This is a genomic window from Serratia sp. MYb239 (assembly GCF_002966855.1).
In the GTDB taxonomy this organism is placed as follows: Bacteria; Pseudomonadota; Gammaproteobacteria; order Enterobacterales; family Enterobacteriaceae; genus Serratia_B; species Serratia_B rhizosphaerae.
Genome location: NZ_CP023268.1, coordinates 4,924,102 through 4,938,423, shown reverse-complemented (window position 1 = coordinate 4,938,423; position 14,322 = coordinate 4,924,102). Strand labels below are relative to the sequence as shown.

Below are 14,322 nucleotides of genomic sequence, written 5' to 3'. Positions count from 1 at the left end.
CTATGAGTTCTCAGACTATCGCAACCAAGCGCTGGTTCAGTAAAGAATGGCTGTTGGAACAGAAGTCGCTGATTGCGCTGCTGGTGCTGATCGCCGTGGTGTCGTCCATGAGCCCGAACTTTTTCACGCTCAATAACCTGTTTAACATTCTGCAGCAGACCTCGGTCAACGCCATCATGGCGGTAGGGATGACGCTGGTGATCCTGACCTCCGGCATCGATCTGTCGGTGGGATCGCTGCTGGCGCTAACCGGCGCGGTGGCGGCCTCGATCGTCGGCCTGGAAGTCAACGCGCTGGTGGCGGTTGCTGCGGCGCTGGCGCTGGGGGCCGCGGTCGGCGCCTGTACCGGCGTTATCGTCGCCAAAGGTAAGGTGCAGGCGTTTATCGCCACTTTGGTGATGATGCTGCTGCTGCGCGGCGTCACCATGGTTTACACCAACGGCAGCCCGGTGAATACCGGCTTTACCGATGTGGCCGACGCGTTTGGCTGGTTCGGCATCGGCCGTCCGCTGGGCGTGCCTACGCCGATCTGGATTATGGCGATGGTGTTTATTGCCGTCTGGTACATACTGCAACATACCCGTCTGGGCCGCTACATCTACGCGCTGGGAGGCAATGAAGCGGCGACGCGCCTGTCCGGTATCAGCGTAGATCGGGTCAAAATCATCGTGTATTCACTGTGTGGCCTGCTGGCGGCGCTGGCCGGGGTGATTGAAGTTGCACGCCTGTCTTCGGCGCAGCCTACCGCCGGCACCGGTTATGAACTGGACGCCATCGCCGCCGTAGTACTGGGCGGCACCAGCCTGGCCGGCGGCAAGGGGCGTATCGTCGGCACCCTGATCGGCGCGCTGATCCTCGGCTTCCTGAATAACGGACTGAATCTGCTGGGTGTTTCTTCCTACTACCAAATGATCGTCAAGGCGGTGGTGATACTGCTGGCGGTACTGGTAGACAATAAAAGCAACAAGTAACCTCCCCTACAGGAATAATGACCATGAAAATGAAAAAAGTAACGATGCTGGTTTCCGCGGTGGCGCTCAGCGCTACCCTGAGCGCCAATGCGTTGGCGAAAGACACCATCGCGCTGGTGGTCTCCACGCTGAATAACCCGTTCTTCGTGTCGATGAAGGATGGCGCGCAGCAGGAAGCCAACAAGCTGGGTTATAAGCTGGTGGTGCTGGATTCGCAGAATAACCCGGCGAAAGAGTTGGCCAATGTGCAGGATCTGATGGTGCAGAATCCAAAAATGCTGTTGATCAACCCGACGGATTCCGATGCGGTCGGTAATGCGATTAAAATGGCCAACCAGGCGAAAATTCCGGTCATTACGCTGGATCGCGTGGCGTCCAAAGGCGAGGTGGTCAGCCATATCGCGTCCGATAACCGCGTCGGCGGTAAAATGGCCGGCGACTTTATTGCCGACAAAGTCGGTGCGGACGCCAAAGTGATCCAGTTGGAGGGCATTGCCGGCACTTCTGCCGCCCGTGAGCGTGGTGAAGGCTTCAAACAGTCGCAGGCGCAGCACAAGTTTAAGCTGCTGGGCAGCCAACCAGCGGATTTCGACCGCACCAAGGGGCTGAACGTGATGCAGAACTTGCTGACGGCGCACCCGGACGTGCAGGCGGTGTTCGCTCAGAACGATGAAATGGCGCTGGGCGCACTGCGCGCGCTGCAAACCGCCGGGAAAAGCGACGTAATCGTCGTCGGCTTTGACGGCACCGCCGACGGCGTTAAAGCAGTTGAGAGCGGTAAGCTGGCGGCAACGGTGGCGCAGCGTCCCGATCAAATCGGCGTTATCGGCGTAGAAACCGCGGATAAAGTGCTGAAAGGCGAAAAAGTGGCGGCAACCATTCCGGTTGATTTGAAACTGGTCACCCAATAAGAGTCATACCCGCGCCATCGGAACAGACGTGCCGATGGCGTGCAGTTAAAGGAATCCATGCGATGGAAACAGGAAAACTGGTGGTGCTGGGCAGCATCAATGCCGACCATATCCTTAATATTGAGCAATTTCCCCGCCCGGGCGAAACGGTGATCGGGAAACAGTATAAGGTGGCGTTCGGCGGCAAAGGGGCTAACCAGGCGGTGGCCGCTGGCCGCAGCGGCGCCGATATTGCCTTTATTGCCTGCGTGGGCGCCGACGACGTTGGCGAACGGGTTCGCCGGCAACTGGCGACCGATCGCGTTGATACGCAATCCATCGAAGCCGTTGAAAACTGCACCACCGGCGTGGCGCTTATCTTCGTCAATGGCGAAGGTGAAAACGTGATCGGCATTGATGCCGGAGCCAATGCGGCATTGACGCCGGACTATCTGGCGAGCTATCAGCAGCGGGTGATCGATGCCGATGCCGTGCTGATGCAGCTTGAATCACCGCTCGATACGGTGATCGCCGCTGCGCGCCTGGCCAAACAGCATCAGACGCGGGTGATCCTCAATCCGGCGCCGGCGCGTGAACTGCCGGACGAGCTGCTGGCGATGCTGGATATGATCACGCCCAATGAAACCGAAGCCGAGCGTCTGACCGGTATTGCGGTGGGCAATGAACAGGATGCCGCGCGTGCGGCACAGGCGCTGCATCAAAAAGGCATTGATACGGTGCTGATTACACTCGGCAGCCGCGGCGTGTGGTTGAGCGAACGCGGTGAGGGCAAATTGGTACCGGCCTTTAAGGTTGAGGCGGTTGACACCATCGCCGCCGGCGATACCTTTAACGGCGCGCTGCTGACGGCGCTGCTGGAAGGTAAAACGATGCTGGAGGCCGTACGTTTCAGCCATGCCGCCGCGGCGATCGCCGTCACGCGTCCGGGTGCGCAGCCTTCCGTGCCCTGGCGTGAAGAGATAGACGCCTTTTTGCAACGGCAGGAGTAAGTTTTTGGCCACCATGAAAGATGTCGCCCGTTTGGCGGGCGTATCAACCTCTACCGTGTCGCACGTCATTAATAACAACCGTTTTGTCAGCGATGCGGTGCGAGACAAAGTGATGGCGGCGGTTGAGCAGCTGAACTATGCGCCTTCGGCGCTGGCGCGCAGCCTGAAGCTCAAACAGACGCATACCATCGGTATGCTGGTGACCGCCAGCAATAACCCGTTTTACGCCGAAGTGGTGCGCGGCGTGGAACGCAGCTGTTACGAACGTGGCTATAGCCTGATTCTGTGTAACACCGAGGAAGATGCGGCGCGGATGAACCGCAGCATGGAAACGCTGTTGCAAAAACGCGTCGACGGCCTGCTGGTCATGTGCACCGAAAACCATCGGCCGTCGCCGGCGAACCTGAGCCGTTATCCGTCACTGCCCATTGTGATGATGGACTGGGCGCCTTTTGAAGGGGCTAATGACATTATTCAGGACAACTCGCTGCTCGGTGGTGAAATGGCTACGCAACATCTGATCGCCCGTGGCTACCGGCAGATTGCCTGCATTGCCGGGCCGCAGGATAAAACCACCGCGCGCAACCGTCTGGAAGGTTACCGCCGCGCGATGCGGCAGGCGGGGTTGCCGATCCCAGCGGGCTATGAAGTGCATTGTGACTTTGAGTTTGAAGGTGGCGTTCGCGCCATGCAGCAACTGCTTGCCTTGCCGGCACCGCCGCATGCGGTGTTTGCCGGTAATGACGCGGTGGCGGTCGGCGTGTATCAGGCGCTGTTCCAGGCCGGGCTGCGCGTGCCGCAGGATATGGCGGTGATGGGGTATGACGATATAGAACTGGCGAAATATCTGGCGCCGCCGTTAAGCACCATTCATCAGCCGAAAGACTCTCTGGGAGAGCTGGCGATCGATGCGTTGATCAATCGCCTGCAGAACCCACAGCGTGCGGCACAGGTGATGGTGTTGACCCCGGAGCTGGTGGAGCGCGCCTCGGTCGGCCAACTCAACTGACTTTGGTGCGTTTCTCCTTGCCGGTGATCAAATTGCGACCGTCTTTTTTGCGCAGCAGCATAAAGACCAGCGCGGAGACGGCGCTGACGATACCCATGGTAATAAAGGTATAGTGGAAGTGGTCGATAATGGTGCCCAGCGACAGTGAATCATAAAAGCGCAACACCGCCGCGCTGACTGCCACGCCGAAACTGATGGAAAGCTGCTGGGTTACCGCCAGCACGCTGTTGCCTGAGCTGGCGTTGGCGTCGCTAAGATCGCCCAGGCTGATGGTATTCATCGCCGTAAACTGGGTCGACATCGCCATCCCCAGTAAAAATAGCGGAATAATCAGCAGCCACAGCGGCATCCCCGGACTTTGCAGCGCAAACTGCGCAATCAACACGCCGATAATCACCGTAACGCCAACCAGCGTACTGCGGTAACCGAACCAGCGCAGCACCTGAGACACGGTCGATTTAGCCAGCAGCGAGCCGATGGCGGTCGGCGCCATCATACAGCCGGCAATAATCGCCGAGTAACCGAAGCCAACCTGCAGCATCAGCGGCATCAAAAAGGGAATACAGCCGGTGCCAAGGCGTGAGGCTACGTTGCCGGCAATGCCGACAGAGAATGTGCGTGTCTTGAATAAGTCCAGGCCAATCAACGGCTGCGTACGACGACGGGCATGGGCGATATAGCCTGCCAGCATCACAAACCCGCCTAAAAATACGCCCAGCGAGATATAACTGGCCAGCACGCGTTCGCCGAACAGCTCCAGGCCGGTGGATATCATCACCAGACTTAAACCGAACAGCATAAAGCCGAGGAAATCAAACGGCCGTTTTGGCGTGGTGAAATCCGGCATATATTTGCGCGCATAAAAAATGCCGAGCAGGCCGATAGGGATATTAATCAGGAAAATCCAGTGCCAGGTGGCGTAGGTCACCAGCCAGCCGCCGAGCATCGGGCCGAGGATCGGCCCCACCAGACCGGGCATGGTGACAAAATTGAGTACCGGCAATAGTTGGCTGCGCGGATAGGCGCGCAGTAGCGCCAACCGCGCCACCGGCATCATCATCGCTCCGCCGACGCCCTGAATAACGCGGGACATGACCAGGAAACTAAGGCTGGGAGAGAGCGCACACAATAATGATCCCAGCGTAAACAGCGAAACGGCGAAGATAAACACCCGCCGCGTGCCGAAGCGGTCGGCCAGCCAGCCGCTCACCGGAATAAGCATGGCGACGGTCAGGGTATAGCTGATGACCGCCGACTGCATGGCCAGCGGCGAACGTTCCAGACTATGGGCGATCGCCGGTAAGGCTGTGTTGAGAATGGTGGCGTCCAGCGCCTGCATAAAGAACGCCATAGCGGCGATCCAAGGCAACCCTGCCATACTGCGTGCGTTTTTCGTCATTATTTTCCTGCTTAATCCTGGGTAAATCCCTTCTTCTATATAGAAGAAGGATTTTTTTCGCCTAACAGAGTCTGGCATGCCTTAAAGGCGGCCTGGGCGTCTTTGGCCAGGATGGCGTCGACAATATCCTGGTGCTGCTGCAGCTTGATCACCTCATTATTGGTTATTGCCCTAAAATAGCTCTGGTATACGGAACTGAACAGATTCGAGAACGAGATCAGGAAAGGGTTGCCGCTGGAAGCATAAATCAGCTGGTGGTATTGCGTGTCCACCTGTATCCAGCGTTCGCGGTCAAAATCATCGTGCAGGGCGCGCATTTCCGCCATCAGCGCCGTCAACTGCGCTCTTTGTTCACCGTCAGCCTGTATGGCGGCCAGTGAACAGGCCTGCGGCTCCAGCGACGTACGCAGAATAAGGAAGTGCTGCATGACCTGATCGAAGTTTTCCCGCGTCATCCACCAGGTCAGCAGCTCCTGGTCGAGGAAGTTCCAATGATTTTGCGGCATCACCCGCGTCCCGATACGCGGTCGCGGCAGCAGCATGCCTTTGGCCGCCAATATTTTTACCGCTTCCCGTACGGCGGTGCGGCTGACGCCAAATGTTTCTCCCAGTTCCATTTCACCGGGCAGAATGCTGCCCGCTTTAAATTCGCCGGCCAGAATCTGTTGGCCGAGTTTTTCTGCCAGTAAATAAGAAAGATTGCGTTGTGCGGCCTGTTGTTGAGCATTTAATTGCATGGCTGCGGGTCCTTGGCTTACGTCGTTACTCTTATTTTACTCTACTGAGCGCGGGGTTTTATGGCTGTTTGTCGGAAAAAGTGATGTAAAAATGCGCTTTTTAGCCCCTTTTGCTGAAAAATAACGCAGTTGAAAAGTTTTTTGAAATTAGGGGTTGCGGCGTTCTGAGAACTCCCTATAATGCGCCTCCACTGACCGGGAACAACGACTGACAAGCCGCCGGGTCAGCGAGAAGAAAGCGAAATAAATGCTTGACTCTCCGGGCGAAAGGCGTAGTATACGCAGCCCGCGCCGATGAGAATTATCTCCGGCGATGCTCTTTAACAATTTATCAGACAATCTGTGTGGGCACTCACAAGGCGATATCCAGCATCTTCGGATGCAAAAAATATCAAGTCTTGAAGAGTGACTAACTGAAGTAAAATTCATGCAGTAAATCTTTGAGCAACAGCTATTAACTTAGCGAATCAAGCTTTTAATTGAAGAGTTTGATCATGGCTCAGATTGAACGCTGGCGGCAGGCCTAACACATGCAAGTCGAGCGGCAGCGGAAAGTAGCTTGCTACTTTGCCGGCGAGCGGCGGACGGGTGAGTAATGTCTGGGAAACTGCCCGATGGAGGGGGATAACCACTGGAAACGGTGGCTAATACCGCATAACGTCTTCGGACCAAAGTGGGGGACCTTCGGGCCTCACACCATCGGATGTGCCCAGATGGGATTAGCTAGTAGGTGGGGTAATGGCTCACCTAGGCGACGATCCCTAGCTGGTCTGAGAGGATGACCAGCCACACTGGAACTGAGACACGGTCCAGACTCCTACGGGAGGCAGCAGTGGGGAATATTGCACAATGGGCGCAAGCCTGATGCAGCCATGCCGCGTGTGTGAAGAAGGCCTTCGGGTTGTAAAGCACTTTCAGCGAGGAGGAAGGGTAGTGTCTTAATACGGCATTACATTGACGTTACTCGCAGAAGAAGCACCGGCTAACTCCGTGCCAGCAGCCGCGGTAATACGGAGGGTGCAAGCGTTAATCGGAATTACTGGGCGTAAAGCGCACGCAGGCGGTTTGTTAAGTCAGATGTGAAATCCCCGAGCTTAACTTGGGAACTGCATTTGAAACTGGCAGACTAGAGTCTCGTAGAGGGGGGTAGAATTCCAGGTGTAGCGGTGAAATGCGTAGAGATCTGGAGGAATACCGGTGGCGAAGGCGGCCCCCTGGACGAAGACTGACGCTCAGGTGCGAAAGCGTGGGGAGCAAACAGGATTAGATACCCTGGTAGTCCACGCCGTAAACGATGTCGATTTGGAGGTTGTGCCCTTGAGGCGTGGCTTCCGGAGCTAACGCGTTAAATCGACCGCCTGGGGAGTACGGCCGCAAGGTTAAAACTCAAATGAATTGACGGGGGCCCGCACAAGCGGTGGAGCATGTGGTTTAATTCGATGCAACGCGAAGAACCTTACCTACTCTTGACATCCAGAGAACTTTCCAGAGATGGATTGGTGCCTTCGGGAACTCTGAGACAGGTGCTGCATGGCTGTCGTCAGCTCGTGTTGTGAAATGTTGGGTTAAGTCCCGCAACGAGCGCAACCCTTATCCTTTGTTGCCAGCGGTTCGGCCGGGAACTCAAAGGAGACTGCCAGTGATAAACTGGAGGAAGGTGGGGATGACGTCAAGTCATCATGGCCCTTACGAGTAGGGCTACACACGTGCTACAATGGCGTATACAAAGAGAAGCGAACCTGCGAAGGCAAGCGGACCTCATAAAGTACGTCGTAGTCCGGATTGGAGTCTGCAACTCGACTCCATGAAGTCGGAATCGCTAGTAATCGTAGATCAGAATGCTACGGTGAATACGTTCCCGGGCCTTGTACACACCGCCCGTCACACCATGGGAGTGGGTTGCAAAAGAAGTAGGTAGCTTAACCTTCGGGAGGGCGCTTACCACTTTGTGATTCATGACTGGGGTGAAGTCGTAACAAGGTAACCGTAGGGGAACCTGCGGTTGGATCACCTCCTTACCTAAAGATATCCTGACTGTGCAGTGTCCACACAGATTGTCTGATGAAAAGAACGAGCAAAGCGTCGATGCGTTGGGGGTACGGTGACAAATAACACTGTCGCTCGATTTTCCTGGGAAAATCTCGCCCTTACACGAAATTAGCGAATCAGTGATTCGCTAAGCAAATTTCGTGTCCCCTTCGTCTAGAGGCCTAGGACACCGCCCTTTCACGGCGGTAACAGGGGTTCGAATCCCCTAGGGGACGCCACTTGCTGATATCGGGTGAAAGACGGTATCAAACGATATCTCAAAACTGGCTTGCGAGTCATGTTTGAGATATTTGCTCTTTAACAATCTGGAACAAGCTGAAAATTGAAACATGGCAGCTGAAACTTGTCCCCCGTAGACGTTCGGGATGAGGAGTAACCTGTCATAGAGTCTCTCAAATGTAGCAACACGATGATGTCGGAAGACACCTTCGGGTTGTGAGGTTAAGTGACTAAGCGTACACGGTGGATGCCTAGGCAGTCAGAGGCGATGAAGGGCGTGCTAATCTGCGAAAAGCGTCGGTAAGGTGATATGAACCGTTATAACCGACGATACCCGAATGGGGAAACCCAGTGTGTTTCGACACACTATCATGTCATGAATACATAGTGGCATGAGGCGAACCGGGGGAACTGAAACATCTAAGTACCCCGAGGAAAAGAAATCAACCGAGATTCCCCCAGTAGCGGCGAGCGAACGGGGAAGAGCCCAGAACCTGAATCGGCTTGTGTGTCAGTGGAAGCGTCTGGAAAGTCGCACAGTAAAGGGTGATAGTCCCGTACACGAAGATGCACAGGTCGTGAGTTCGATGAGTAGGGCGGGGCACGTGTTATCCTGTCTGAATATGGGGGGACCATCCTCCAAGGCTAAATACTCCTGACTGACCGATAGTGAACCAGTACCGTGAGGGAAAGGCGAAAAGAACCCCGGCGAGGGGAGTGAAATAGAACCTGAAACCGTGTACGTACAAGCAGTGGGAGCACCTTCGTGGTGTGACTGCGTACCTTTTGTATAATGGGTCAGCGACTTATATTTTGTAGCAAGGTTAACCGAATAGGGGAGCCGTAGGGAAACCGAGTCTTAACTGGGCGTCTAGTTGCAAGGTATAGACCCGAAACCCGGTGATCTAGCCATGGGCAGGTTGAAGGTTGGGTAACACTAACTGGAGGACCGAACCGACTAATGTTGAAAAATTAGCGGATGACTTGTGGCTGGGGGTGAAAGGCCAATCAAACCGGGAGATAGCTGGTTCTCCCCGAAAGCTATTTAGGTAGCGCCTCGTGAACTCATCTTCGGGGGTAGAGCACTGTTTCGGCTAGGGGGCCATCCCGGCTTACCAAACCGATGCAAACTCCGAATACCGAAGAATGTTATCACGGGAGACACACGGCGGGTGCTAACGTCCGTCGTGAAGAGGGAAACAACCCAGACCGCCAGCTAAGGTCCCAAAGTCATGGTTAAGTGGGAAACGATGTGGGAAGGCACAGACAGCCAGGATGTTGGCTTAGAAGCAGCCATCATTTAAAGAAAGCGTAATAGCTCACTGGTCGAGTCGGCCTGCGCGGAAGATGTAACGGGGCTAAACCATGCACCGAAGCTGCGGCAGCGACGCTTATGCGTTGTTGGGTAGGGGAGCGTTCTGTAAGCCGTTGAAGGTGTGCTGCGAGGCATGCTGGAGGTATCAGAAGTGCGAATGCTGACATAAGTAACGATAATGCGGGTGAAAAACCCGCACGCCGGAAGACCAAGGGTTCCTGTCCAACGTTAATCGGGGCAGGGTGAGTCGACCCCTAAGGCGAGGCTGAAAAGCGTAGTCGATGGGAAACAGGTTAATATTCCTGTACTTGGTGTTACTGCGAAGGGGGGACGGAGAAGGCTAGGCTAGCCGAGCGACGGTTGTCTCGGTTTAAGCGTGTAGGGGGAGTGACCTGGTAAATCCGGTTGCTTGTTAACCCTGAGGCGTGATGACGATGCACTACGGTGCAGAAGTAGTTGATGCCAAGCTTCCAGGAAAAGCCTCTAAGCTCCAGGTAACACGAAATCGTACCCCAAACCGACACAGGTGGTCAGGTAGAGAATACCCAGGCGCTTGAGAGAACTCGGGTGAAGGAACTAGGCAAAATGGTGCCGTAACTTCGGGAGAAGGCACGCTGGCGCGTAGGTGAAGTCCCTTGCGGATGGAGCTGAAGCCAGTCGCAGATACCAGCTGGCTGCAACTGTTTAATAAAAACACAGCACTGTGCAAACACGAAAGTGGACGTATACGGTGTGACGCCTGCCCGGTGCCGGAAGGTTAATTGATGGGGTTATGGGTAACCAGAAGCTCTTGATCGAAGCCCCGGTAAACGGCGGCCGTAACTATAACGGTCCTAAGGTAGCGAAATTCCTTGTCGGGTAAGTTCCGACCTGCACGAATGGCGTAATGATGGCCAGGCTGTCTCCACCCGAGACTCAGTGAAATTGAACTCGCTGTGAAGATGCAGTGTACCCGCGGCAAGACGGAAAGACCCCGTGAACCTTTACTATAGCTTGACACTGAACATTGAGCCTTGATGTGTAGGATAGGTGGGAGGCTTTGAAGTGTGGACGCCAGTCTGCATGGAGCCAACCTTGAAATACCACCCTTTAATGTTTGATGTTCTAACTCGGCCCCCTAATCGGGGGTGAGGACAGTGTCTGGTGGGTAGTTTGACTGGGGCGGTCTCCTCCCAAAGAGTAACGGAGGAGCACGAAGGTTAGCTAATCACGGTCGGACATCGTGAGGTTAGTGCAAAGGCATAAGCTAGCTTGACTGCGAGAGTGACGGCTCGAGCAGGTGCGAAAGCAGGTCTTAGTGATCCGGTGGTTCTGAATGGAAGGGCCATCGCTCAACGGATAAAAGGTACTCCGGGGATAACAGGCTGATACCGCCCAAGAGTTCATATCGACGGCGGTGTTTGGCACCTCGATGTCGGCTCATCACATCCTGGGGCTGAAGTAGGTCCCAAGGGTATGGCTGTTCGCCATTTAAAGTGGTACGCGAGCTGGGTTTAGAACGTCGTGAGACAGTTCGGTCCCTATCTGCCGTGGGCGTTGGAAGATTGAGAGGGGTTGCTCCTAGTACGAGAGGACCGGAGTGAACGCACCACTGGTGTTCGGGTTGTCATGCCAATGGCATTGCCCGGTAGCTAAGTGCGGAAAAGATAAGCGCTGAAAGCATCTAAGCGCGAAACTTGCCTCAAGATGAGTCTTCCCTGGGCCTTTAAGGCCCCTGAAGGAACGTTTAAGACTAAGACGTTGATAGGCTGGGTGTGTAAGTGCAGCGATGCATTGAGCTAACCAGTACTAATGAACCGTGAGGCTTAACCTTACAACACCGAAGGTGTTTTAGAGACGCGATTTGATTTTCAGTGAAGTTCCGAGATTGGATTGACTGGCGGCGTGGAAACGTTGCGGGTTGATTAAAACAGAATTTGCCTGGCGGCAATAGCGCGGTGGTCCCACCTGACCCCATGCCGAACTCAGAAGTGAAACGCCGTAGCGCCGATGGTAGTGTGGGGTCTCCCCATGCGAGAGTAGGACACTGCCAGGCATCAAACAAAGTAAGAAGCCTCATGCGAAAGCATGAGGCTTTTTGCGTTTGGTCAGAAAAAATAAAAAAGCAGGCAATCATTGCCTGCGGGTTTATTTATTCAGCCAGCTAACAATAAAATCGGCAATTCTCGCCGGATCGTTGATATCAAGTTGGGCGCCGGCAAAATCCAACGTACGATCGCCGGCCACTGCAATCACATAGTTATCCAGCATATCTTCGAGCGGTCGGCCTATTTCGGCGCGGTAGAGGATGATTTTACTTATTGGCTCATGTTTAAAGCCTTCAACCAAAATGAGATCGACATTATTGTGATCGAAGCGGCTTGCCAGATAGTGAAGGTCGAGTGGTTGCTGTTCCGGCGTTTCCGTCATCAGCGCCCAGCGGCGATCGCTGGCAACCAGGGTTTGATCGGCCCCCGCCTTACGGAGTTCATAACTGTCCTTTCCTGGCGTATCGATATCCATATCATGATGGGTATGCTTTATCAGCCCGACCCTGATGCGTTTTTCTCGCAGCAGCGGGATTAGCTGCTTGAGTAGCGTGGTCTTGCCGGTGCCGCTATAAGCGGCAATCGCCAGCAGCGGCGTGGTGAACTTAGTCATTGCTGAGCCCCTTCTCCTGCTGCCAGCGCCGGCAGTCATCGGGAGTATTCAGGTTCTGAAAGGCATGAGATCGATCGTTGAATACCACCTGCTTGGCGGCAACCTCTTTAAGGAACAGCATCAGCTTACGTTCTCCCCGCGCTAAATACTCGGCCAAATGCGGCGCCAGGCTTGCATGCAGCAACGCCAGCGTTGGGTGCGCGCGCTCACCGTCGCTGGCATAGGCCGCTAATGACTGTTGCTTGCCTTGCCATAACGTCTCAACCAGCGTGAACGGTAAATCGGGCACGTCGCAGGGGACAAAGGCCACCCAGTCGGTTTTTGCCGACCGTAAGCCGGCCAGAATGCCAGCCAGCGGCCCGGCGAAATCTGTCGTCAGATCGCCGACCACCGGCAAACCGCTCTGTTGGTAAACTGCCTGATTACGATTAGCGCTGATGATAACGGCACCAACCTGTGGCGCCAGACGTGCGAGCGCATAGCGATAAAGCGGGAGTCCGCCAAGCGAGATTAATCCCTTATCTTCCCCTCCCATACGTGTGGCTCTGCCGCCTGCCAGGATTACTCCGGTTATATCTGTGTGCATAACACCATTCCTTCTTGAAGCCTGCGCCCTGATTGTAGCGCTAAAGCCACCCGGACATCAGGATTTACCTTTATTGACAAGCTGTTCCTTTCCCTGTGCTGACAAGCCTGCTACTTTGTGGGTTTATTAACTTCATTGGACGAATGAGTATGAAAACGCATCGCGTGGATGAATTGATTGAGCTATTGCATCCGGCCTGGCAGGAACAGCCCGACCTCAATCTGATGCAGTTTCTGCAAAAGCTGGCGCAGGAAGCGGGTTTCCAGGGCAATTTGGCCGAGTTAAGCGATGATATTTTAATTTATCATCTGAAAATGCGCGGCAGCGCCGCGACGGAACAGATCCCCGGCCTGAAAAAAGACTACGAAGAAGATTTCAAAACGGCATTATTGCGCGCTCGCGGCGTGATTAAGGACTAGCTTTGCTGCGGTGCAGGGGCATCTGATGCTACTATTTTTCATTCCCGGCCCCCGTGCTGTCATCAGGCTAAAATGAATGTTGTTATGAACGATTCTGCGTTTAATTTTGATACCCTTTCTCCCGATCTGATTCTGGCCGCATTAGAAGGGGTTGGTCTGCGCGTTGATTCCGGGCTGACGGCGCTCAACAGTTATGAAAACCGCGTTTATCAGTTTACCGATGAAGAACGTCGTCGCTATGTGGTGAAGTTTTATCGTCCCGAGCGCTGGAACGCCGCGCAGATAGAGGAAGAGCATCAGTTCTCGCTCGACCTGGCCAATGCCGAAGTGCCTGCGGTTGCACCGTTACGGCTGCAGGGGAAAACGTTACAGAGCTTCGGTGGCTTCTATTTTACCGTTTTCCCCAGCGTCGGCGGACGGCAGTATGAGATAGATAATCTCGATCAGCTGGAATGGGTAGGCCGCTTTTTGGGGCGCATCCACCAAACCGGTCGAGAAAAGCTGTTTGCCGAGCGTCCGACTATCGGTATTGAGGAGTACCTCACCGCCCCCAGAGAGATTCTGGCGAGCTGTGATTTGGTGCCGGCGGCACAGCGAGAGGCCTTCCTTGGCGCGACGGATACGTTGATTCAGGCTATTAAGCAGAGTTGGCACCTGGACTGGCAACCGCTGCGTTTGCACGGTGATTGCCATCCGGGCAATATCCTGTGGCGCGATGGCCCGCTGTTCGTCGATCTTGACGATGCGCGCAATGGTCCTGCGGTGCAGGATCTTTGGATGCTGCTGCACGGTGAGCGTAGCGAGCAGCTGTTGCAGTTGGATATATTGTTAGAAGCCTATGGCGAGTTTGCCGAGTTCGATCGACGTGAACTGGCGCTGATTGAGCCGCTACGTGCGATGCGCATGGTGTATTACCTGGCATGGGTGGCGCGTCGCTGGCAGGATCCTGCATTCCCAAGAAGTTTTCCGTGGATGGCGGAGTCTGATTTCTGGTTGTCTCAGACCGCGACATTTACTGAACAGGCTAAGCTGCTACAGGAACCTCCTCTGCAGTTGATGCCGATGTATTGAAGATTTA

Annotated in this window: 10 protein-coding genes, 1 tRNA gene and 3 rRNA genes; 10 read left to right on the top strand and 4 right to left on the bottom strand. The window is 54.8% G+C overall.

Features of this window, described 5'->3' with window-relative positions; all coding sequences use genetic code 11:
- Nucleotides 1–2: 2 nt before the first annotated feature.
- From rbsC to rbsR, 4 genes are all read left to right on the top strand, one after another.
- Entirely contained in the window at nt 3–971 is a 969-nt protein-coding gene (rbsC, locus tag CLM71_RS23590; protein WP_105233129.1) for a ribose ABC transporter permease, read from the top strand.
- A gap of 23 nt (nt 972–994) precedes the next feature.
- Complete coding sequence (gene rbsB, locus CLM71_RS23585) at nt 995–1,882, top strand: ribose ABC transporter substrate-binding protein RbsB (RefSeq protein ID WP_105233128.1); 888 nt, start codon at nt 995–997, stop codon at nt 1,880–1,882.
- A gap of 62 nt (nt 1,883–1,944) precedes the next feature.
- Nucleotides 1,945–2,871, top strand: coding sequence for a ribokinase (gene rbsK, locus CLM71_RS23580; protein WP_105233127.1), 927 nt, complete (start codon nt 1,945–1,947; stop codon nt 2,869–2,871).
- A 4-nt stretch (nt 2,872–2,875) separates the two neighbouring features.
- The gene (gene rbsR, locus CLM71_RS23575) at nt 2,876–3,880 is read left to right on the top strand and encodes a ribose operon transcriptional repressor RbsR (RefSeq protein ID WP_105233126.1); all 1,005 of its coding nucleotides are present in this window, start codon (nt 2,876–2,878) and stop codon (nt 3,878–3,880) included.
- Here rbsR and mdtD read toward each other — a convergent pair.
- Nucleotides 3,873–5,279 carry a multidrug transporter subunit MdtD gene (mdtD, locus tag CLM71_RS23570; protein WP_105233125.1) on the bottom strand — a complete coding sequence of 469 codons (1,407 nt, stop codon included), beginning with the start codon at nt 5,277–5,279 and terminating at the stop codon, nt 3,873–3,875. The genes rbsR and mdtD overlap by 8 nt on opposite strands.
- A gap of 35 nt (nt 5,280–5,314) precedes the next feature.
- A complete protein-coding gene (locus tag CLM71_RS23565) occupies nt 5,315–6,016 on the bottom strand; it encodes a FadR/GntR family transcriptional regulator (RefSeq protein WP_105233124.1) in 702 nt (233 codons plus the stop codon).
- Nucleotides 6,017–6,492: 476 nt separating this feature from the next.
- Between CLM71_RS23565 and CLM71_RS23560 the strand changes: the two genes are divergently transcribed.
- The 4 genes from CLM71_RS23560 (at nt 6,493) to rrf (ending at nt 11,634) form a co-directional block, all read left to right on the top strand.
- Nucleotides 6,493–8,034, top strand: a 16S ribosomal RNA gene (locus tag CLM71_RS23560).
- A gap of 173 nt (nt 8,035–8,207) precedes the next feature.
- A tRNA-Glu gene (locus CLM71_RS23555) sits at nt 8,208–8,283 on the top strand.
- Nucleotides 8,284–8,504: 221 nt separating this feature from the next.
- Nucleotides 8,505–11,412, top strand: a 23S ribosomal RNA gene (locus CLM71_RS23550).
- 106 nt (nt 11,413–11,518) lie between these two features.
- A 5S ribosomal RNA gene (rrf, locus tag CLM71_RS23545) occupies nt 11,519–11,634 on the top strand.
- Together the 16S, 23S and 5S rRNA genes with 1 tRNA gene alongside form the textbook arrangement of a ribosomal RNA operon.
- 92 nt (nt 11,635–11,726) lie before the next feature.
- Here rrf and mobB read toward each other — a convergent pair.
- Both mobB and mobA read right to left on the bottom strand, forming a co-directional pair.
- On the bottom strand, nt 11,727–12,239 hold the full coding sequence (gene mobB / locus CLM71_RS23540; protein WP_105233123.1) for a molybdopterin-guanine dinucleotide biosynthesis protein MobB: 513 nt from the start codon (nt 12,237–12,239) through the stop codon (nt 11,727–11,729).
- The gene (mobA, locus tag CLM71_RS23535) at nt 12,232–12,825 is read right to left on the bottom strand and encodes a molybdenum cofactor guanylyltransferase MobA (RefSeq protein WP_105233122.1); all 594 of its coding nucleotides are present in this window, start codon (nt 12,823–12,825) and stop codon (nt 12,232–12,234) included. Before mobA ends, mobB begins: the two co-directional genes overlap by 8 nt.
- Nucleotides 12,826–12,974: 149 nt before the next feature.
- Between mobA and CLM71_RS23530 the strand changes: the two genes are divergently transcribed.
- Together CLM71_RS23530 and CLM71_RS23525 are read left to right on the top strand one after the other, a co-directional pair.
- On the top strand, nt 12,975–13,244 hold the full coding sequence (locus tag CLM71_RS23530) for a YihD family protein (protein ID WP_105233121.1): 270 nt from the start codon (nt 12,975–12,977) through the stop codon (nt 13,242–13,244).
- A gap of 84 nt (nt 13,245–13,328) precedes the next feature.
- Nucleotides 13,329–14,315, top strand: coding sequence for a serine/threonine protein kinase (locus tag CLM71_RS23525; RefSeq protein ID WP_105233120.1), 987 nt, complete (start codon nt 13,329–13,331; stop codon nt 14,313–14,315).
- Nucleotides 14,316–14,322 lie beyond the last annotated feature (7 nt).